Annotated in this window: 16 protein-coding genes and 1 pseudogene; 8 read left to right on the top strand and 9 right to left on the bottom strand. The window is 70.9% G+C overall.

What is annotated here, in order from left to right; genetic code table 11:
* The first annotated feature begins 167 nt into the window (after positions 1–167).
* From ACIBK1_RS36750 to ACIBK1_RS36735, 4 genes are read left to right on the top strand one after another with little or no spacing between them, the layout of a single operon-like run.
* Positions 168–1,184, top strand: coding sequence for a 3-oxoacyl-ACP synthase III family protein (locus ACIBK1_RS36750; RefSeq protein ID WP_396740277.1), 1,017 nt, complete (start codon positions 168–170; stop codon positions 1,182–1,184).
* Positions 1,185–1,188: 4 nt separating this feature from the next.
* Positions 1,189–2,931 carry a fatty acid CoA ligase family protein gene (locus tag ACIBK1_RS36745; RefSeq protein ID WP_396740275.1) on the top strand — a complete coding sequence of 581 codons (1,743 nt, stop codon included), beginning with the start codon at positions 1,189–1,191 and terminating at the stop codon, positions 2,929–2,931.
* On the top strand, positions 2,928–3,920 hold the full coding sequence (locus ACIBK1_RS36740) for an NAD-dependent epimerase/dehydratase family protein (protein WP_396740273.1): 993 nt from the start codon (positions 2,928–2,930) through the stop codon (positions 3,918–3,920). Before ACIBK1_RS36745 ends, ACIBK1_RS36740 begins: the two co-directional genes overlap by 4 nt.
* Positions 3,917–4,843, top strand: coding sequence for an alpha/beta fold hydrolase (locus ACIBK1_RS36735; protein ID WP_030508748.1), 927 nt, complete (start codon positions 3,917–3,919; stop codon positions 4,841–4,843). The genes ACIBK1_RS36740 and ACIBK1_RS36735 overlap by 4 nt, the downstream gene beginning before the upstream one ends.
* A 13-nt stretch (positions 4,844–4,856) precedes the next feature.
* Here ACIBK1_RS36735 and ACIBK1_RS36730 read toward each other — a convergent pair whose 3' ends face one another.
* The 6 genes and pseudogenes from ACIBK1_RS36730 to ACIBK1_RS36705 form a co-directional block, all read right to left on the bottom strand.
* A complete protein-coding gene (locus ACIBK1_RS36730) occupies positions 4,857–5,384 on the bottom strand; it encodes an EF-hand domain-containing protein (RefSeq protein WP_030508747.1) in 528 nt (175 codons plus the stop codon).
* Positions 5,385–5,551: 167 nt separating this feature from the next.
* On the bottom strand, positions 5,552–11,143 hold the full coding sequence (locus ACIBK1_RS36725) for a metallophosphoesterase (RefSeq protein WP_396740270.1): 5,592 nt from the start codon (positions 11,141–11,143) through the stop codon (positions 5,552–5,554).
* Between the two features lie 322 nt (positions 11,144–11,465).
* The gene (locus ACIBK1_RS36720) at positions 11,466–13,469 is read right to left on the bottom strand and encodes a WD40 repeat domain-containing protein (protein ID WP_156080956.1); all 2,004 of its coding nucleotides are present in this window, start codon (positions 13,467–13,469) and stop codon (positions 11,466–11,468) included.
* Positions 13,470–13,645: 176 nt separating this feature from the next.
* A complete protein-coding gene (locus ACIBK1_RS36715; protein WP_396740268.1) occupies positions 13,646–13,858 on the bottom strand; it encodes a hypothetical protein in 213 nt (70 codons plus the stop codon).
* 13 nt (positions 13,859–13,871) lie between these two features.
* Positions 13,872–14,108, bottom strand: a pseudogene (locus ACIBK1_RS36710) (low temperature requirement protein A); the annotation flags it as partial.
* 169 nt (positions 14,109–14,277) lie between these two features.
* The gene (locus tag ACIBK1_RS36705) at positions 14,278–15,066 is read right to left on the bottom strand and encodes a hypothetical protein (RefSeq protein WP_396740266.1); all 789 of its coding nucleotides are present in this window, start codon (positions 15,064–15,066) and stop codon (positions 14,278–14,280) included.
* Between the two features lie 297 nt (positions 15,067–15,363).
* Here ACIBK1_RS36705 and ACIBK1_RS36700 point away from each other — a divergent pair, with 297 nt between their 5' ends.
* Complete coding sequence (locus ACIBK1_RS36700) at positions 15,364–15,567, top strand: cold-shock protein (RefSeq protein WP_030508742.1); 204 nt, start codon at positions 15,364–15,366, stop codon at positions 15,565–15,567.
* A 224-nt stretch (positions 15,568–15,791) separates the two neighbouring features.
* Here ACIBK1_RS36700 and ACIBK1_RS36695 read toward each other — a convergent pair whose 3' ends face one another.
* A complete protein-coding gene (locus tag ACIBK1_RS36695; RefSeq protein ID WP_396740264.1) occupies positions 15,792–16,217 on the bottom strand; it encodes a MarR family winged helix-turn-helix transcriptional regulator in 426 nt (141 codons plus the stop codon).
* 110 nt (positions 16,218–16,327) lie between these two features.
* Between ACIBK1_RS36695 and ACIBK1_RS36690 the strand changes: the two genes are divergently transcribed.
* From ACIBK1_RS36690 to ACIBK1_RS36680, 3 genes are all read left to right on the top strand, one after another.
* The gene (locus ACIBK1_RS36690; RefSeq protein ID WP_396740262.1) at positions 16,328–17,221 is read left to right on the top strand and encodes an MBL fold metallo-hydrolase; all 894 of its coding nucleotides are present in this window, start codon (positions 16,328–16,330) and stop codon (positions 17,219–17,221) included.
* 187 nt (positions 17,222–17,408) lie between these two features.
* Positions 17,409–18,386, top strand: a complete 978-nt coding sequence (locus tag ACIBK1_RS36685; RefSeq protein WP_396740260.1) for an aldo/keto reductase — start codon at positions 17,409–17,411, stop codon at positions 18,384–18,386.
* Positions 18,387–18,490: 104 nt separating this feature from the next.
* Positions 18,491–19,444 carry a D-2-hydroxyacid dehydrogenase family protein gene (locus tag ACIBK1_RS36680; RefSeq protein WP_396740258.1) on the top strand — a complete coding sequence of 318 codons (954 nt, stop codon included), beginning with the start codon at positions 18,491–18,493 and terminating at the stop codon, positions 19,442–19,444.
* Positions 19,445–19,476: 32 nt separating this feature from the next.
* On the opposite strand, the gene ACIBK1_RS36675 is transcribed toward ACIBK1_RS36680, so the two are convergent.
* Together ACIBK1_RS36675 and ACIBK1_RS36670 are read right to left on the bottom strand one after the other, a co-directional pair.
* On the bottom strand, positions 19,477–20,202 hold the full coding sequence (locus ACIBK1_RS36675; RefSeq protein WP_030508737.1) for an alpha/beta fold hydrolase: 726 nt from the start codon (positions 20,200–20,202) through the stop codon (positions 19,477–19,479).
* Positions 20,203–20,430: 228 nt separating this feature from the next.
* A complete protein-coding gene (locus tag ACIBK1_RS36670; protein WP_030508736.1) occupies positions 20,431–21,219 on the bottom strand; it encodes an SDR family NAD(P)-dependent oxidoreductase in 789 nt (262 codons plus the stop codon).
* Positions 21,220–21,235: the final 16 nt, after the last annotated feature.

The following is a 21,235-nucleotide window of genomic DNA, read 5'->3' as shown; positions in this document are numbered from 1 at the left end:
CGGTGACGGCGGGACCCGTGCCCGCGGCGCCGTCCGCGGGCACGGGCCCCGTCCTCCATCTCGTCCTCCATCCCCACGCCGTCCGTCCAGGTACGGCGCACACGACCGGCCCAGAAGATCGGCACAGAAGACCGGCACAGAAGACCCGCCCAGAAGAGAGGCCTTCGTTGACCCTGCACACCCGGCTGACCGGGGTGGCCGCCCACCTGCCCGAGACCACACTGAGCACGGCCGAGCTGGAAGAGCGGCTCGCCGAGCGCAATCCGGCGCTGGACCTGCCCCGAGGGCTGATCCACGACCACAGCGGAGTCCGGCGCAGACACATCGCCCCTCCCCACGAGAAGCCGTCCGACCTGGCGGCGCACGCCGCCCGCCGGGTCCTGGAGGAGGGCGGCCTTGAGGCCGCCGACCTCGACCTGCTCATCTACGCGGGGGTGTCGTCCGACGCCGTCGAGCCGGCCACCGGGCACATCGTCGCCGCCAAGATCGGTGCCGGCTGTCCGGTCTTCGACATACGCAACGCCTGCAACAGCGTGCTGAACGCCATCCAGGTGGCCGACGCGCTGATCTCCGGCGGCCGTCATCGGCGGGTCCTCATCTGCTGCGGGGAGCTGCCCACCGCCGGCACCCCGTGGATCCTGTCCAGCGCCGAGGAGTACGTCACCGTCGCCGCGTCCTACACCGTCTCCGACGCCGGCGCCGCGGTGCTGCTGGAGGCCGGCGCAGAACCGGGGGTGCTCGCCCACGGGTTCTCCGCGTACTCCGCCGGGTGGCCGGCGGCGGTCTCCGCCGTGGACAACCTCACCAGCGACCCGTGGGCGGACCGGCCCACCATCGGGCCTCTCACCGTCGACTCCGCCCAGCTGGTGCGGGGCTTCGAGAACATCGACTACGCCGTCTTCCACAAGCCTCTCGCCGATCTCGGGCTGGCCTGGGACGACTTCGCGGCCATCTGCGTGCACCAGGCGTCGCTGGCGACGTTGTGGTGGTTCTGCGACCAGGTGCGCATCCCGCAGGGCAAGGTCGTCGTCACCATCGCTCAGCACGGCAACCTCGTGGCCTCGACCCTGCTCGTGCAACTGGCGCGGGCGGTCTCCTCGGGGCGGGTGCGGCGCGGCGACCTGGTCGCCCTGGTCGGCCTGGCCAGCGGGGCCAGTGCCGGAATCGTCGTCGTGCGGTGGTGATCCCGTGACTGCACAGGCGACCCCTCCGAGCGGCTCAGGCCCCGCCGGCCCCGCCGAGCCGCCCACGCCGCCCGCACTGCCTGCACCGGCGGCACCGGCACCGGCCGCAGCGGCCGAGCCGATCAGCGATCTGATCGTCCGCGCCGAGCGCTGGTTCCGCGAGCAGCCCGACGTCATCGCCTGCCAGGTCGGTGGCCGCACCCCGGCGGCCACCACCTACGGGCAGTTGTCGCGGTCGGTGGACCATGCCGTCGCGGCCCTCGCCGAGGCCGGGATCCGCCCGGGCATGCGTACCGGCCTGCTGGTGCCGCCGGGCCCGGAACTGGGCGCGCTGGCCGTCGCCCTGGTGCGGCTCCGCGCGGTGCCGGTGCTGGTCGATCCCGGGCTGCCGCTCGACGCGATCAAGCGCTGTCTGCGTCAGGCGGCGCCGGAGGCGTTCATCGCGATTCCCGCCGTGCAGCTGGCCAGGAGGCTGCTGGGCTGGGCCCCTGACGTCCGCGTTTCCGTCACCGTCCCCGCGCGGCGGCCCCGCGGCCCGGCAGGGACGTCACGCGGGCCTGTACGCGGCAGCCGTCCCGGCGAGCCGGGACGGTGGCCCCCCGCCGGCCCCGACGACCTGGCGCTGATCGCCTACACCTCCGGATCCACCGGCCCGCCCAAGGGCGTACCGCTACGTCACCGGCACCTGACCGCCCAGCTCGACCTGCTGGGCACGCTGGGCACGGTGCGACCGGGCACGCCGGTGTTGTCGACGTTCGCGCCGTTCGCATTGGGAGCGGCGGCGTTCGGGGCGACCGTGGTGATCCCGGACATGGACCCGCGGCATCCGGTGCGGGCCGACCCGGCCGCTCTGGTCGCCGACATCCAGCGGTATCGCGTGGCCGGGATGTTCGCCCCTCCCGCGCTGCTCGACCGGCTCGCGCGGCACTGCGCCGCCCGGGGCCTGGTGCTGGACACGCTCGGCGACGTGGTGTCCGCCGGGGCGCCGCTGCCGATGCCGGTGATGGAGCGCCTGCGCGGCTGCCTGCGTGACGAGGCGCGCGTGCTGTCGGTGTACGGCGCCACCGAGTGCATGCCGGTGGCCGCGATCGAGAGCCGGCTGCTCGCCGAGCACGCCGCGGCCACCGCCGCCGGGGCGGGCACCTGCCTGGGTGCTCCGCTTCCGGGCGCCGAGGTGCGCGTCATCGCCCTCACCGACGACCCCATCGAGCGGTGGAGTGAGGATCTGGTCGTGCCGTCCGGCACCGTCGGGGAGATCACCGTGGCCGCTCCCACCGTCAGCGATCCCTACCTGGACGATCCGGGGGCCACGGCGCTGGCCCGGATCCGCGACGGAGACCGCGTCTGGCACCGGATGGGTGACGTCGGCCGCTTCGACGAGCACGGAAGGCTCTGGTTCGCCGGACGCAAGGCAGAGCGGGTCCGCACCGCCGGCGGCGACCTGCACACCGACCAGGTCGAACCCGTCTTCGCCGCCGTGCCGGGGGTCCTCCGTACCGCACTGGTCGGCGTCGGTCTCGCCGGCGCTCAGCGTGCGGTCCTGATCGTGGAGTGCGAATCGGGATACCGGGACGACGCCCGCGTGAAGGCGGACATCCTGGAGATGGCGGCCCGGCATCCGCACACCGCCGAGCTTCGGGAGGTGCTGTTTCATCCCGGGTTCCCCGTCGACGTCCGGCACAACAGCAAGATCCGCCGGCACCGGCTCGCCCGGTGGGCCTCGCGACGTGTCCGGGCCGGCCGATGACGAGGGTTCTGGTGACCGGGGGCGGCGGCTTTCTGGGAGAGGCCGTCTGCCGGCGGCTGGCCGCCCGCGGTGACACCGTCCACGCTCTTCAGCGTCACCGCAGCCCCGCGCTGGCGGCTCTCGGGGTCACCCAGCACCTGGCCGACATCCGTGACCGCGCGGCGGTGCTGGCCGCCGTCGAGTCATGCGAGGCGGTCGTGCACTGCGCCGCGAAGGCCGGCGTACATGGACGGGACCGGGACTACGAGGAGATCAACGTGTCGGGAACGCGGAACGTGCTGGACGCCTGCGCGCGCTACGGGGCACGCCTGGTCCACACGTCCTCACCGAGTGTCGTCCACGACGGGCGGGACCTGGCGGGAGTGGACGAGTCCGCGCCCTATCCCCGCCGTTTTCCCGCCGCCTATCCGCGGACCAAGGCCGAGGCCGAACGGCTCGTCCTCGCCGGTGCCGCCGCCGGACGGGTGACGGCGGTCGTGTTGCGTCCGCATCTCATCTGGGGGCCGGGAGATCCGCACTTCCTGCCCAGGCTGGTGGCGCACCACCGCCTGCTGTGGCTGCCGGGCAGGACCGACAAGACCATCGACACCGTCTACATCGACAACGCCGCCGACGCCCATCTGCTCGCCCTCGAACGGCTACGCCCCGGATCACCGCAGGCGGGCCGGGCCTACTTCATCACGCAGGGCGAGCCCTGCGGTTTCGGGGAATGGCTCAACCTGCTGCTGCGTGCCGCCAGGTTGCCCCCGGTGACACGCCGGGCACCGCTCGGACCGGTCCTGCGGGCGGCCCGGCTGCTGGAGCGGGTTCGACGACTACCGTGGACGCCGCACCTGCCGCCACTGTTGTTCCTGGTGGAGCAGGCATCGACGGCGCACTGGTTCGACATCTCCGCGGCCCGCCGCGATCTCGGCTACCGGCCCCGGGTGAGCATGGCGGAAGGACTGGCCCGGCTCACCGCCCACCTGTCCGCGGGGAACACCCGGTGACCGGATTCCCGGGCTACCCGTTCACCTCCCGGTGGTTCGCCCAGCCGCACCGTGACGGCCTGCGCCAGCACTACCTGGACGAAGGGGCGGGACAGCCGGTGCTGTTCCTGCACGGGAACCCTTCCTGGAGCTACCTGTGGCGGCGGCCGATCCTCACCTTGCGCGAGGAGTTCCGCTGCATCGCCCCCGACCACATCGGCATGGGGCTGTCGGACAAGCCGGGAGCCGACCGTTACCCGTACGACCTGGCCGCCCGCGTGGACGACCTGGACGCCTTGATCCAACACCTCGTCACCAGCGGAGGCGCCCCCGAACGCGGGTGGACCCTCGTCCTGCACGACTGGGGCGGGCCGATCGGCATGACCTGGGCCTGCCGCCACCCCGACCGGGTCGCCCGCCTGGTCCTGCTCAACACCGCGGCCTTCCCCAACCCGCACGGCGAACGCGTACGTCCTCTGCTGCGACTGCCGTTCCGGGTGTTGCGCCACACGCGGCTGGGCACCCGTCTGTTCCTGCGCCACAACCTCTTCGCCCGCGGCGCCACCTGGCGGCCGCTGGGCGTCCGGCGCCGGATGCCCGCACCGGTGCGCTCGGCGTTCCTGGCCCCCTACGACCGGCCCGAGCACCGCGTGGCCATCCAGCGCTTCGTCCAGGACATCCCGTTGCGCCCCGGCGACCCTTCATGGCCTGTTCTGCACGGCACCGGCATGTCGCTGGCGCAGTTCGCCGACCGGCCCACGCTGATCGCCTGGGGACTGGGCGACCCGGTCTTCGACCGCGCGATGCTGGCTGAATGGCAGCGGCGCTTTCCCGCCGCCCGGACGCGCGTTTATCACGGCGCAGGCCACTACCTGCTGGAAGACGCCCACGCCGATCTCGTCCCGGCCATCCGCTCGTTCCTGCACACCACGGCTCGCCCGTGACGCCGCCTCCGGGTCACTCCACCAGCACGCCGAAGACGTAGGTCCCGGGAGCGTTCGGATTGTCGCCCGCCCAGAACTCCGTCCAGTGGGTGCGGAACTCGTCGCGGGTGAGGTGGCCGTCGCCGTCCAGGTCCAGGCGCGGGAAGATCTCGTCGGTCGCGGTCGGCGTCCCGCTCCACGTCTCGACGAGGACGCCGTATTCGGAGCGGGAGATGCGGCCGTCCCCGTTGAGGTCGACGGCCTCGAACATCGCGTCGGCGGTGGCGGAGACGGCGTCCGCCCGGTCGCCGAGGCCGTCCACGACGAGGAGCACCTCGTCGAGAGTGACGGCCTCGGCGCCGTCGGGGCCGGAGGCGGACCGGAGCACCGGCCACCAGCCGGTCATGACGGAGGCGAGGCGCGCCGGATCGACCGATCCGGCGACGGCCGTCCAGCGACGGGCGAGCGCCTGGAAGTCGGCCTCGGTCAGCCGGCCGTCTCCGTCCACGTCCATCGCCCGGAACACTCCGCCGACTTTCTTCCGCTGGAACTCACTGGCCACATCCGTCTCCGCTCTTCGGGAAGACTCCATGCTGCCAAGAGGTCACTTTAGGTGACCATATACAGATGGTGACTACTCCGTTACGGTCATGGCGCCCGCGGCCGAAGCCGCGGGCGCCATGGGTTTCCGGAGTCACCGCAGAGGCCGGATCCTCTCCAGCCGGTACGTCACGGAGTGACGGTGACCTGGACCGCCGGGGCCGTGCCGATCCGGACGTCCAGGATGATCGGCTTGCCGGCGAGGAGGGCGGCGCGGGCCTCGTCGCGGAGGTTGAGCTTCAGGTCCCTGGTCTTGCCGGGCTGGAGCGTGACCTTCTTGGTGTCGAGAGGCCGGCCGTCGTGGGAGACGGAGACGTCTTCCTGGCACTTGTCCGCACCCGCGCAGATCAGGGTGATCGTCGCTTGGGCGGGGGCGTTCCCCTGCGTCTTGACGGTCGCGGTCACGGTGTCGTGGAGCACCCGCATCGCCGGCGTCCCGGGCGTCCGCGGGAGGAGCGAGGCGACGTGACGCTCGGTGTCGCCCGAGGTGTTCAGCGCGAGGGTCGTCCCGTCCGGCTGGTCCACGAGCACGGTCAGCGTCGCGGTGCCCTGCTCGTCGAGGGGTGCCTCTCCGAGGTAGGCGATGTCGTCCTCGGCCGGCGCCGACGTCGAGGCACCCGCCTTCAGCAGGAGGAACGACAACTGCTTGGCCGCCGCCGTGGTCCCGGCGGACACCGTCACGGTGACGGTGCCGTCGTCGTTCACCACCGCCTCGTGCCGGATGCCGCCGGTCTCGGTGGCCCCGGCCGCCGGCGGGACCGCAGTGGCGGACGCGACGGTCCGCACCGCCCCGGCCTCGGTGGCGGTCTCCCCCGCTGCCGCGGATCCGGCCTCGGATCCGGCCGCGGCCGGCTCGGCCTCGGTCCCGGGTGCCGCGCTCGGCTCGGTGGAGGGTGCCGCCGTCGCCTCGGTGGAGGGTGCCGCGCTCGGCTCGGTGGCCGGTGCCGCCGTGCCGCGCAGGACCGGTCGCCCGAGGCCGGCGTCCCACCGCCACACCGACGCGAAGTCGAAGCCGAGCCTGCCGGCCCAGAAGTCCTGCCCCGCGACCTCGTCCCGGGTCGCGGTCGCACCGTTGAGCGTGGCCGGGCCGACCGCGGTCTCGGTCTGGGACTTCGCGTCGACCGTTTCGGCCGCCCAGTTGCCGCTCAGCGTGGCCACGTTGTTCGCCAGCACCCGGCCCAGGAAGCGGTGCGCCCAGGACGGCGCGGTGACCGTCGGGTTGAGCGCGATCGAGTCGCGGATGGTGGTGCCGGTGTAGCCGTAACCGGCCACCCCGCCGTCGTTGCGGCTGTCCGCGGTGACGGCGCCCGTGGAGAAGACCCGCTCCGTGGTGGAGCCGGCCAGGGCCACGCCGATCACGCCGCCGGCCTCGGTGGTGCGCACGTGCACGTCCGCCGTCGAGTAGGCGTCGCGCACGACGCCCTGGGAGTCGCCGACGAGACCGCCCGCGCGAGAGCCCGCGGTCACGGAACCGGAGACCCATACGCGCTCGACGGCGCCGGTGCTGCTGTTGGCCAGGATGCCGGCGCGGGCGGTCGTGGTGTTCACCGTGGCGTCGAGGACCGCGAGGTCGTGGACGTGCCCGGAGATCTGGGCGAACAGACCGCCGGTGGTGGAGGTCAGGCCCTTCACGGTGTGGCCGGCGCCGTCCAGTTCGCCGGTGAACGGCCCTGGCAGGCTGGTGAACGGCGCGCCGGTCAGGTCGATGTCGGCGGCGAGCACGTAGTCGTAGGACGGGTGCCTGCCCATCAGGGTCAGGTCGTCGACGCTGCCGACCTTGTAGAAACCGCGTTCGTCCGTCGGCAGCCCGGGTGCCGGGACCGGTTCGAGCGTCTCCGGCGCCATCCGCAGGGTCGGGCGCCTGGCGACGTCGTTCCACTGCCAGACGGTCGCGAAGTCCCAGCCGCGCGCCTCGTAGAAGGCCTGCTTCTGGATCTCCGCGGGCGCGACCACGTTGCCCTTCTGGTTGTCGGCCGCGGGCGGGTCGGTCAGCGTCTGGCCGCTGACCGGCACGGACCTGCTGACGTGGTTGTCCTCGAGCGTGGCGGTCTGCCCCGTGTAGACGCGCCCGACGATGGCGTGCGCGTAGCTGGACGCGGAGATGTTGGCGTTCAGCGCCACCGTGTGGCGCACCTGGGTGTCGGTGTAGCCGTAGGCGGCCACGCCGCCCGCGGACGCGCTGTCCGCGACGACCGCACCGGTGGCCAGGACGTTCTCGGTGACCGACCCGCCGACGGAGACGCCGACGACACCCCCGGCGTACTGGGTCGTGGCGTGCACGTCCACGGTGGAGACACTGTCACGAACCGTGCCGAACTGGTGGCCGGTGATACCGCCGACGTAGCTGTTCGCGGTCAGCGACCCGTCGGCGCGCGCCCGCTGGATCGTGCCGTGGTTGGCGTCGGCGACCAGACCGGCGGTCGTACGGTCGGTGACGACGTCGCCCTGGACCACCAGGTCCTCGATCGTGCCGTGGTTGTCGGCGAACAGGCCCGGCCCCTGGTCGGCCAGGGCGGCCAGCCCGGAGATCGTGTGCCCGTCGCCGTCGAAGACGCCCGTGAACGTGGTCGTACGGCCGATCTGGGCACGGACGAGGCCGGTCAGGTTCAGGTCGGCGGTCAGCCGGTAGTGACCCGCCGGGTCGTTGTCGACCTTGGCGAGGTCGTCGGGCGAGTCGATCAGGTAGGGCGACTGCTCGGTGCCCTCGCCGGCCAGGCCCTCGCGCAGGGTCACGGCCGGCTGCAGGGGCTTTCCGGACGCCAGGGAGTCCCAGGTGAACAGCTTCACCGTCGAGCTCGGCGCCACCGCCAGCGGCGTGTCGAAGCGGACGTACTGCTCGCGGCCGAGGTGGTCGAGCGTGACGTCGACGCTGCGCACGTCGAGCATCCGCTGCTGAGCGTTGTCGTACGTCGCGGCCACGACGGTGACTTTGTCGAGGCTGCCCGGGGAGGACAGGAGACCCACGCCCTTCAGCTCATGGTCCTTGATCTCGGCCGAGGAGACCTTCCAGGAACCGTGCGGCTTGGCGACGGTCACCTCGTCGACCAGCCGCCCGTCGATCGTGTACGTCGACAGCCGCAGGCCGGCGTCGGTCACCTTCAGGACGCCGCCCATCTGGACGTCCTCGTCGAAGACCTTGTCGTCCCACCAGAACTTCTGGTTGTCGTAGAACTTCGGGCCGGACGACCCCATCGTCACGAACGTGGTGCCCGCGGCCTCCTCCTCGGGGGTCGTGGCCAGGCGCCCGTCGTAGATCGTCGACCGCTTGTAGACGTGGTCGTGCCCGCCGACGTACAGGTCGACGCCGAGCCGGTCGAGCACGCGCGTGACCTTGTCGCGGTCGATGTCCATGCCGCCGTCGTCGGCGTGCTGGCCACCGTAGTAGGAGAAGTGGCCGACGACGACGTTCCATGCCGCGTCCGAGGCGCGCACGTCGTCGACCAGCCAGTCCAGCTGCTCGTCCAGGCGGGCGTTGGAGTTCAGGACGGAGAAGTGGATGTCACCGCGGTCGAAGGAGTAGTTACTCTCGCCGATCACACCGTTGCCCGGCAGCGCGAACGTGTTGGTGAAGATCGCACTCGGCTGCCCGCCGACCGCGTCGTAGTCGAGGTCCTCGTAGGTCTCGTGGTTGCCGACCAGGCCCGCGTACTGGAGATCGAGCCTGGACAGGAAGGAGTCGTGGATCTCGGCCCACTTCTTCCCCCGGCCGCCGCGGTCGACGAGGTCGCCGACCTGGATCACGGTGCCGCCGCCCGGCGTCTGGCTCTTGAGCCGGTCGAGCACCCGCCCCGGCAGCGTGAGCTGGTCGGCGTCGCCGTCGGGCACCTGCACGTCGCCCAGGATGTAGACCGGCTCCCCCTTGGCGCCGCCCGCGAGGAACCTGCCGCGTACGTCGGTCCAGGCCGACGCGTCGGCGGCACTGGGCGCACGGCCGTCGCGTGCCACACCGAACCGGAACCGGTAGGTCGTGCCGACCTTCAGCCCGGTCAGCCGGAACTCGTGGGAGCGCAGCGTCTGACCCGTGATGGAGTGCTGGTAGACCGGCTCGTCGTCGCCGACCGTGTCGACCTCGTACGGCCGGTCGTTCGCCGAGGTCAGCACCTCGGCCGTGGACCAGTCGTCCGAGCCCTCGGGCAGGACCTGCGCGTAGACCTGCCTGACGTCGCGGTCGGTGGTGACCGCGATCCCGGCGGCACCGGGCTTCTCACCCACGGACGCGTTGCTGCCGAAGCGGAAGACGCCCGCAGGGTCCGGCGCCTCCTGGGAGACCTGGACGCGCAGCAGCTCGGCGTTGGTGTTGCCGAGGTTGTCGGTCGCCTTCACGACCACGAACGCGTCGTCGTACGAGCGGATCCGGAAAGCGTCGCCCGAGACGGGCACCTTTCCCGCGGAGTCGAACACCTCGAACGTGACCGCCGGCTGGGTGCCGGAGTCGTCGGTGGCCGTCACCTGCGGCAGCGTGACCGTGTCGCCGTACCGAGCCGTGGCTGTGAAGCCACCCGGGACGGTGATCGTCGGGGCGTAGTTCGCGCCGCGGGTGGTCTTCCCGATCCAGATCGGGGCGGACACCAGGAAGTTGCCGTCGGCCTGCTCGGCGCGGACGTAGTAGAAGTCGCCGTCCCGGACGTTCAGCGTGGTCTTCAGCGTCAGGTCGTTGCCGCTGACCTGGCCGAAGTCGTGGGCGACCACACCGCCGTTGGTGATCAGGCGTGCGGAGGTGAAGGAGTCCTTCTCGTCCGGGTCGGCGAGGCGGAGCTCGACGTCCAGGCTCGTGGTGTCTCCCGGCAGGATCGAGCCCATGAGCGAGCCGTTGCCGCCGAACCCGAGGACGGCGTTGGCGTCCGCCGTCGAGTAGAGGCTGCGGTTTCGCATCGCCGCGTAGAGGGCGTCGAGGGAGTGACCCTTGGCCCACACGCCGGTGATCGACGGGTTCCCGGACACCCAGGTCGCGGAGTGCTCGTCGCCGTTCCACGTCGGGGCCAGGTGCCAGCCGGCGTCCAGCGCCTTCTGGAACTCGCCCACCGCGTCGGCGGACTTCACCTCGATGAGGTCCATCCGGTCGTCGGCGACCGGGTCGAGGCCCTTGAAACCGAAGAAGTCGCCCTTGTCCGTGGTGGACGGATGGTTGAACTGGCCGATCGCGTCCGGGTCCTGCTTCAGGCGGGCCAGGAACGTGAAGTAGTCGTACTTCATGTCGCCGGTGCCGAACACGTTGCCGTACCCGTCGACGCTGCCCTTTTCGGTCGCCCGCGCCGTCACGTGCCAGTCGGTGTCGAACACGTTGATGTGGCCGGTGCCGTCATACCAGGTGTTCTCGGTAGCGGGGACCGCGACCAGGTCTTTCTGGTCTGCGTTGAACTTCGCGGCGCTCTCGTGCAGGTAACGCCACTCGGCGGAGTCGGCGTTGCGCCAGTCGTCGACGAAGTCGTCGCCGTTGCGGATGTCCCACATGACGTCGTGCTCGGTCACCGCGAAGAAGTCGGCGTCGGTCTCGTCGTGGACATGCGTGTAGGCGTCCGGCGGCAGCTCGGCACCGTCGCTCACGGACGTGTGCGCGTGGAACTCGCCGGTGTACAGGGACGTGCCGAGGTAGGTCGGCCGGTCCTCGCCGGCGGCCGCGGCCGGGGAAGCCGGTGCACCGACCAGTGCGCCGGCTGCGAGCGCGATCGCCGAGATCGCACCGGGCCAGGTGAGTGCTCGTGGTGCGCTGCTGCGCGTCATGTTTCTACCGTTTCAATGGATCAAGCGTGCCGATCATAGGAATCACGGCAGCTGAAACGGTTGGCGTCGCTTGCGTGTAGCAAAGGTGAACCAACAAGGAAACCTGACAAATCTCATATTTCGGATGCATTGGAGGAATCGTGGGGCATTAGGCCGAAACGGCTCATCGGGAACGCCGTTCTCGCGACAGGAAGTGTCAGACAAGACCCGAGAACCGGGGCGGTGGCAGGCCGGCGATAGGCGACGGAGGGACCGGCGACCCCGGGTGGCGGGCCATCCACCCGAGGTCCTCGGCACTTCTCGGCTGACTGGGCTCCGTCACTCAGTCGGGCCACCCCGCAACCGTGACCACGCGGGCACCTTCCACGGCCGAGAACGTATCGTCACCTGCCCATTTGACGCTGTAGGTGTATTCGCCGGCCTCACCGGGCGTATCGGTGAAGCGGAAAGACCCGTCATCGGACACCGTCACATTCGACAGCGGCGTGGTGGTGGTGCCGGTGGAGCCCACGAGGGTGCGGCGCACCATGAGCACGGCGTTCGGTGAAGGAAGCCGGCCATCGCCGTCGAGTTCACCGCTGAACTCGATCTGGCTGCCGGCGACGGTCTCCTCAGGTCCCGACACGGTGAGGGTCGTCCGGCGCTTGGCGACTCTCAGGACGCGCGAATCCGAATTCGGGTCGTAGATGGCGTTCCCAGCCCAGCTCACCTCGTAGGTGACGGTCCCGCCGACCGGCGGGGTATCGGTGACGGTGAACGTGCCGTCATCGTCGGTGGTCACCTCCGGGAGAGGCTTTTCGGTGTCGTCGCCGGGGAGTCTTCGGGTTACCGTCAGCCGTTGCGCGCCCGGAACCGATCCGGGGACCAAGGTGAGTCGGCCGGTCATCGTGAGCGGTTCGAGCGCCGTCTGCGGCGTGGACGGCCGCGACAGGGTGAGTGGCGGCATGCGCTTCTCCACGAGGGTTCCCGCCCACCACCAGGCTCTGCTCCACCGGAAGGCCGAATTGCCGTCCCAGGCGACGTCGTACGTGAACCTGCCGATGGCCTGTGGGATGTCGGTGACGGTGAACGTGCCGTCCTCGGCGGTGGTCGTCATGGGAAGGGATTCCGCGGTTCCGTCGTATCCATGACGGGTGACCTTCAGAGGTTGGGCGCCGGGAGCCGAGCCGTCCGACAGGGTGAGGCGGCCCGTCAGTGTGATCGGATCGAGCACGGTCGCCGTGTAGGGCGCCGTGAGGGTGAGCGAGGACGCGGGGAGCGCCACATCGGGCAGCCGCCACAGGGAGAGCCGGTAGGACGGGTCTCTCCGCAGAGCGAAGACGGTGGTGCCGAGGATGGCGATACTTCCCGGGATCACCTCGTCGTCCCGGTTCTCGTGAGTGAACCTCGATTCTCCTGTAGCGACGTCGAACACCTCGACGGGAATCCCCCGCGACCGTCCGCCGACCAGAAGGGCACCGTCCGGACTGAGCGCGACGGCCTGCGAGTAGGCCTGCTGGCCGTAGCTACGGACGTGGGTCACCGTGGTGGTGTCCCAGCTGTCGAACCTGTATGGCGAGCCGAAAGCCGAGAACACCGTGGCGCCGTCTGGGGTGACGGCGAGGTCCAGCAGGTTGGACAGGTTGTAAGTGGAACCGCTGATCACACCGCGGCGGGTGGGGACGGCGCCGGACACGTCATAGATGAGGAGGCTGCTCGGCGAGAGGCCTGTGTCGCCGACCACCAGAGTCATCGCCGCGGCGGCCAGCAGAGGAGCCTTGTACAAACCCGCCAGGATCTGGGTGTACTCCGGTTCCGCCGCCGACACGTCGAGGCTGACGACGCCGCTCATGTTCGTGCTGCAGCCGTAACCGACATAGAGCCGGCTCCCCGACAGGGACAGGGACGACGGGCAGGGATACGCCGTCATGTCGATCCGCCGAGTGATGGCGAGGGTTTCGGTGTCGATCTCGGCTACCTGATTCGAACCCGCGACCGCCGCGTACAGGTGGGCCCCGTCGGCCGTCAGGGCGAGTTCCCTCAGGCCGGGGAGGTTGCTGATCGTGTCGGTGACAGCGGCCTGGGTGTCCGCGACGACGATGCGGTCCTTGGCGGAGACGAAAATCTTGTCCTGGCCCGCCGCGACATCACCCCCTTCTTCCCAGGGTTGGAGGGACACGCCGAGATCTGCCTTGATGTCTGCTGCGGCAGCGGCGGGCACCGGGGTCACGATCAGGCCCGCTGCCATGATCGGCACGATGCCGAGGGCGAGCAGCCGCCAGGCTGATCGGAAGAGCTTGGGGCCAGGCGACAACGGAGCGCGGTCAGGGCGTCGCGCCGACAGCATGGTTCCTCCAGAACTCGTTCACCAGTACGAGAAACCATTTGATCAAGACACACGGACCGGCTCACGTCAAGCCCGGCAGAGGCGCTGTCGTCGTCGGGCGCTTCGCAGCGCCGCTCCGCTACCCGAAGGCCCGAGCCGTGGGGCTCGCCGTGCCCGAGGTCGCCGACTCGCCCGGGTCATCCGCGCCGGCCGGCGGCGCACTCCCACACGTGGACGGCGACGACCACTACAACCAGCAGGCAGAGCGCGCCCAGAGCCGTGCCGGCCGGTCGCAGCGGCGCGGCCACGAACACGGCGACGCTGAACGGGTTGGCAAACCACCCACGGGTGCGGGCCACCAACACCAGCAACAGCGTCCGGACCGCGAGGTAGGAGGTGGCGAACGGCATCGCCCCGTTCGCCGTACGCGCCGGGGATGGCCAGCGTCATGACCAGGCTGCCGAGTCCGGCGGCCAGGATCCCGACACGGTCGACCACGTTGTCGACGTCGCACGTGTTCGCATGGACCGACGTGCTCACCCAGACCCAGTAAACCGGGACGAAGAGCACCAGTGCCCGGTCCAGCCCGGCCAGGGAGTGGTCCGCGTGCAGCGAGGCGGACAGCTGCGTGACGGCGAAGACGAAGACGAGGTCGAACAGGTGACCCGCGTGCCCTCAGGTGTTCGTGCCGCACGATCGGCCGCCGGAGCGTCCGCGGTCACGAGCCGGAGTCCGGCCGAAGCGAGCGGACATAACTCATATCCGGAAATGTGGCCGTCTCCGGCCCGCGGTTCGCGGTCTCCGCCAGCAGCGTCCGTGGTCTGAGGATCTAGCCCCTCTGGCCCGGCGCCGGGGAGGCCGGTGACTGCTCGTGGGGCAGCAGGTACCGCCAGGAGAGCACGTAGGTCGTCCCCGAGCCGGTCCTGAAGAGCGGCCGGCCGTACTGCTGGCCGGGGGGAACCGCCTTGGTGATCGCGCTCGCCGCAGCCCCCTCGACATCCTCCTGCCAGACCGGATCCACCACGCCAGAAGGCTCGGGAACGCCCTCGGGCCACGGCGACGGCTTGCCCTCCGCCGACTCGGCCCCTTCGGCGACCACCCGGACGCGGTCGGAGACGTAGCCGGCCCCCTCCGCGGTGGCCCGGTTCGCCAGGCCCTCCATCAGCTCCTTCGCGTCCACCAGCTGCCTCGGATAGAAGTCCGCAAGCTGTTGCAAGGCCGGGACCCGGACCTCCAGCATCTTCCCGTCCTTGCCCCGTACGCCGAGGACGGTGTCCGGCAGGTCCGTCACTTGCGGAGCACCCGGCTTCGGCGCCGCGGTCGGCGGTTGCCCGGTCAGGTCCTTCTCCATCCGCGCGACCACCTCGCCCGCCTCGGCATCGCTGAGCGTCAGCTGCCTGCTCGCATCGACGATCACCAGGCCGTCGCCGTACAGCACCACCCTCGGCGGACGCAGCACGTTCATGGTCGCGGTCACGAACCCGCCTTCCGCGCCCCACACGGCGACCGGCTGCGCCGGCCCGTCGTCGGCCGCGGCCGCCGACGTGTCCGATTCCCCTCCTCCACAGGCCGCGGTCAGCGCCATCACCGCCATGAGCAGGATCATTCGTAGTCTCATGCTCCCCACCACGTAAGCGCCGTCACCTTGGTTCATCCTCGCGCGGCTCCCTTCCAACATGGGCCTTCGAGGGACGCGTACGGGGTTTCGCCGGGGAGTGGTGCGGGGACGGGGTCGCGGCGTGTAGTGTTCAGAGAAACAGGTTGTGTCGAAGTCCCAGTTTGCCTAACAGCGCCTGCGGAGTTATGACAGCGGGCGTTACCGTGCGGAGCAGAGGCTTTCCCAAGGCGGTCGGTCGCAGCAGCCCGGGGATCACATCCGTGGCCCTCGAGATCGTCTAATCAAGGAGAAAGCATCATGGCTCAGGGAACCGTCAAGTGGTTCAACGCTGAAAAGGGCTTCGGCTTCATCGCCCCCGACGACGGCTCTGCGGACGTCTTCGTCCACTACTCGGCCATCGACGCCGGCGGCTACCGTTCGCTGGACGAGAACCAGCGCGTCGAGTACACCGCGGGCCAGGGCGCCAAGGGCCCGCAGGCCGAGCAGGTCCGCCCGCTCTAAGCAACGCTTCACCGCCGATGCCGGGCACACCGAGAGGTGGCCCGTCATCCGACGGCATCCGGCCCCGGGCTCCTCACGGAGTCCGGGGCTTCGTCATGCGGGCGTACGATCTCCAGCGGCCGAGGCCGGCTGGGGACGATCCGCGCGTCCGCCGGGTCGCACCGGTCGTTCGGGGCGGCAGACCTCCACAGACGCCTCGCCCCGCCAAGGCCCGGCGGAGCGGGTCAGCGGATGAGGGCGCGGGTGAGGAGCCGCTGCAGGACGTCCCGCTCTTCGAGGGCCAGGGGGGCCAGGGGGGAGTTTTCTGAGAGCAACTCGATGAGGCGTTCACGGAGCTCGGTGCCCTTGGGGGTCAGGACGAGCTGCTTGGCGCGACGGTCGTCGGGGTGTGGATGGCGTTCGAGGTAGCCCTGCTCTTCGAGGCGATCGGCGACGAAGGTGGCGTTGGAGGGTTCGCAGCCCATCCGTTCGGCGAGTTCGCGCAGGGTCATGGGGCGGGTCAGCTCGCACAGCGCGGTGCCCTGTGAGGCGGTCAGGCCGAGCGTGGCCGCCCGGACCCGGATGTTGGCTTCGATCTGATTGGCCAGGCCCTTGACCAGCCCGCACAGCACGCGGTCGGTCTGGACTTGGGTCTCGCGCTCGGTGGCCATCGCACGAGTCTACTAAAACTCAAATAGTTGCAGTTATAGCTATTCTAGTTGTAACTTCTGGTTCGTAGCGCCACCCCGGCGACGCCTCTTCACGCACGAGGTAGGACCACATGGCCACGACGACCGATTTCGACCGCGCACGGCTGACCAGCGCACCGCGCGTTCGCTCGCTCCGTCTGGGCGAACTGAAGATCACCTTTGTTCCGGACGGGCTGTGCCTGTGCAAACCGCGCGGCTGGCTGACCGGCGCCACCGACGCGGACTGGGCGGCCAGCCGCGATCATCTCGACGACGGCGGCTTCCTGCCCGCAGCCATCGGCGGGCTGCTGGTCGAGCGGGGTGACCGGGCCCTGCTCATCGACACCGGGTTCGGACCCGAGTCCCACCCCGACGACCCGGCCAACCCGGTCATTGGAAGCATCCACGGCGGCGAGATGCTGGACGGCCTGCGGCGGCTGGGCCGCGAGCCTCGCCAGATCGAGGCCGTCGCCATCACCCACCTCCACCTCGACCACCTGGGCTGGGCCTGGAGCGCCGAGCCCGGCACCGATGCGCCGCCGTTCGCGCACGCCACCCACTTCGTCGCGGCACCCGAGTGGGAGCGGCGCGACCTGGCCGCCGAGGGCGGGGCGACCGAGGAACGGCTGGCCGCCTTCGCACCCCGCGTCCGTACGGCCGAGGACGGCGACGAGATCTTCCCAGGCGTGCGGGTTTCGTACTCTGCCGGACACACCTTCGGCCACACCACGTACACGATCACCGGCGGCGATCGGCGGCTCATCGCGTTCGGCGACGTGATGCACGCCCCGATCCAGGTCACCCACCCCGAATGGGGCTGCGTGCTCGATCACGACCCCGCCGAAGCCACCGAGGAGCGCCGCCGCCTGGTGGAAGAGCTGAGCCGCCCCGGCACCATCGGCTACGGCAACCACTTCGCCGACGTGGTCTTCGGACGCGCCGAGCGCCGCCCGGACGGCCGGTTCACCTGGGTCCCCGTCGCCTGACCGTCCGCCACCCGGTGGTGCGATCCCGGGAACGGGCCGCGCCACCGCGCGCCGAGGCCGTCATGCCCACGGCCGGGCAGCGCAGCATCCGCCCTGCCCTCCGGCCTCGCCAAACGCCTGGCCGCGCGGCGGAGCCGTTCGCAGGGCCAGCACGTCGCACAAACCGCTAGAGAAACAGAGAACTGGCATGAAGCACATCAAGCTGGGAGGCCTGGACGTCTCCCGTATCGGTCTGGGCTTGGTATCGATGTCCTACGCCTACACGGGAGCCGGCACGGACGACGCCGAGTCGATCCGCGCCATCCACCGGGCCCTGGAGCTGGGTGTCACCTTCCTCGACACCGCCGAGGTCTACGGGCCGTACGTCAACGAGGAACTTCTCGGCAGGGCGCTCAGGGGCCGCCGCGACCAGGCCGTGGTGGCGACGAAGTTCGGCATGATCTCCCATGCGCACGGCGGGCCAGGACATCTCGACAGCAGCCCGGCCAACATCCGCACCGCCGTCGAGGGCTCGCTCAAGCGGCTGGGCACCGACTACATCGACCTGTACTACCAGCACCGGGTCGACCCGAACACGCCCATCGAGGACACCGTAGGGACGCTGGCCGAACTGGTTACCGAGGGCAAGGTCCGCCACATCGGCCTGTCCGAGGCCGGGCCGGAGACGATCCGCCGTGCCCACGCCGTGCACCCCATCGCCGCCGTCCAGTCGGAGTATTCCCTGTGGACTCGGGTACCGGAGGCACGGGTGCTGCCGCTGCTGCGCGAGCTGAACATCGGCTTCGTGCCCTACTCGCCGCTGGGACGCGGCTTCCTCACCGGGAAGATCCGCTCCACCGGCGGCTTCGACGACACCGACATGCGCAGCACAATGCCCCGCTTCACCGGCGAGAACTTCCAGCACAACCTGCGCATCGCCGACGAGGTCCAGGCCATCGCCGCCGACGCGGGTGCCACCGCGGCACAGATCGCCCTGGCCTGGCTGCTGACCCGGGGCGACGACATCGCCCCCATCCCCGGCACCAAGCGCGTGGCACGCGTCGAGGAGAACTCCGCCGCCGACGCCGTGGAGCTGACCGCCGAACAGATCGAGAAGCTCAACGACCTTCCCCCGGCCATCGGCGACACCCACGACGAAGCCGGCATGCGTACGCTGGAGCGTTGACCCGGCCCCGTTGCACGAACACGCCCTTGCCGTTCGCGCACGGACGGCATCACCCCCCACGAACTCCGACCGACACCGTTCCTCCCCGAGCTGAGGATTTCGTCATGCCAACTGATTTCCGCTGCGCCGTGCTGGACGACTACCAGAGGGTGGCACTCGGGCTGGCGGACTGGTCCCGGGTCCGGGCCACCAGCTTCCACGAGCACTTCACGAGCACCGACGAGCTCGTTGCGGCCATCCACGACTGCGAGATTGTGGTCGCCATGCGGGAGCGCACGCCGTTCCCCGCCGAGGTGTTCGACCGCCTGCCCCACCTGCGGCTGCTCGTCACCACCGGCATGCGCAACGCCGCCATCGACCTGGAGGCGGCGCGGGCGCACGGCGTCACGGTTTGCGGCACGGGCGGCGGCTCGACCTCGACGGTCGAGCTGACATGGGCGCTGATCCTCGGCCTGGCCCGCCACCTGCTGCCCGAGGCGACCGCGCTGCGCACCGGCGGCCCCTGGCAGCACACCCTCGGCACCGACCTGCACGGACGCACTCTCGGGCTGCTCGGCCTCGGCCGGATCGGGTCTCAGGTGGCGGCGATCGGGCGGGCGTTCGGCATGGACGTGCTGGCCTGGAGCCGGAACCTGACGCGCGAGCGGGCCGAGGAGTGCGGCGCGCGGCCGGCCCCCGGCCTGGACGCCCTGCTCGCCGGCTCCGACGTCTTCTCCATCCACCTCGTGCTCGGCGACCGGACGCGCGGGCTCGTCGGCGCGCGGGAACTGGCGCTGATGAAACCCACCGCCTACCTGGTCAACACCTCGCGGGCGGCGATCGTCGACCAGGCCGCCCTGGCGTCCGCGCTGCGCGGGGGGCGGATCGCGGGAGCCGGTCTCGACGTGTTCGAGGAGGAGCCGCTGCCCATGGGACACGAGTTCCGTACGCTGCCGAACGTGCTGGCCACGCCGCACCTCGGCTACGTCAGCGAGCTGAACTACGCGACGTTCTTCCGTGAGGCCACGGAAGACATCGGCGCCTACCTCGACGGCACCCCGATCCGGGTGCTGACCTGACTCACTCGGCTGCGCAGGGCCGACACGCTCGTTCAGCCCTGTACGTGCCCGACGGCGTCGAGGACGGCCGCGGCCACCGCGTCGGGCTGGGACGCCCCGACGGCGTGAGAGGCGCCCGCGATCTCACGGGTTCCGCGCGAGCCGGCGCGTTCGGCCATGAACCTCAGTGCCGTGGCCGGGATGCTGAGGTCGCTGTCGCCGTGGACGAACCAGGACGGCGTGGTACGCCAGCCCGGCTCGCCGACCGTCAGCCCCTCGGCGAGCGCCTGCTCGGTGACCGGGCGCTGGGTCGCCGCCATCAGGGCGGCCTCATCGGCGTCGAGGTCGGCGCAGAACTGGTGGTGGAACTTGTCCTCGGCGATCCGGAACTCGTCGCCGCCGGAGGAGACCGGGTAGGCCACCAGCGCACCACCCAGGGTGCTGCCCTCGAACCTGCCGGTCAGCGCCAGCGCGCTCTCTCCGGGCTCGGGGGCGAAGGCGGCGACGTACACGAGGGCCTGCACGGCGTCGTTGCCGGCCGCCACCTGTGTGATCACCATGCCGCCGTAGGAGTGGCCTACCAGGACGACCGGCCGTCCGATGCCGGCGATGACGTCGCGCACGTAGGCGGCGTCGCCCTCCACGCTCCGCAGCGGGTTGGCCGCCGCGACGGCGGTCAGCCCGCGGCCGTGCAGACGCTGGATGACGCGGTTCCAGCTCGCCGACTCGGCGAAGGCGCCGTGGACGAGTACGACGACGGGTTGTTCTGCGGTGGTCATGAATTCGCCTTTCCTGAGGTCGGGACGGCCTCGATCAGCTCGATGGCCGGGGTGACGGCGGCGCCGCGCGGCACGTCGTTCTCGGCGACGGCGAACGCGGGCGGCAGTCCTTCGAGGGCGTCCAGGGCGGCGGGCAGCGGTGGGACGGTGTCTCCGCGCGGAGCCTCACCGCGCGTGTCCGCCCGCCCACCAGCTCACCGGCGAGGTGAGCGCCGCCGTCCGCCCTGGTCACAGGGTATCGATCAGGCCGCCGTCGATGACGAAGTCCGCGCCGGTGACGTTGCCGGCGCGCTCGCCCGCGAGCAGGACGACGAGGTCGGCGACCTCGTCCGGGCGGGTGAACCGGCCGGTGACCGAGTCGGCGGCGGCCTGCTTCGCGACCGCCTGCGACTCGCCGCCGTCGCGGCGGGCGAGCGTGGCGGCGACGCCGTCCGGGCCGAGCCACAGGTCGGTGGAGACCGGCCCGGGGCTGACGGTATTGACCCGGATCCCGTGCGGGCCCAGCTCCTTCGACAGGGACTTGCTGAAACTGGCCAGGGCCGCCTTCGCGGCGCTGTAGTCGATCACCAACGGGTCCGGCAGCGACGCGTTGACCGAGCTGACGGACACGATCGCGCCGCCGCCGCGGCCGAGCATGAGCGGCAGCGCCTCGCGGGTGGTGCGCACCGCGGACAGGAAGTTGACGGTCAGGGTGGCGAGCCAGTCCGCGTCGGCGACGGACGCGAAGCCGCCGGTGCGCGGGCGTACCGCGCCGACGTTGTTGACCAGGATGTCCAGGCCGCCGAAGGCCGCGCCGGCGGCCTCGACCAGTTCCGCCGGGCCGTCCACGGTGGCGAGGTCCACCGCGACCGGGCGTACGCGGCCCTCCGCCGCCAGCGCGGACAGCTCGGCGCTGATGTGCCGCGCTCCGGCGGTCACGCTGACGCCCTCCGCGGCGAGCGCCCGGGTGATCGCCAGCCCGATGCCCTTGCTCGCGCCGGTGACCACGGCGGTCTTGCCTGACAGATGCAGCTCCACGACGGGCCCTTTCTTC

Origin of the sequence: Microbispora rosea (assembly GCF_044460045.1) — a bacterium.
Taxonomy (GTDB): Bacteria; Actinomycetota; Actinomycetes; order Streptosporangiales; family Streptosporangiaceae; genus Microbispora; species Microbispora rosea.
This window is presented reverse-complemented; position numbering and strand designations above follow the sequence as displayed.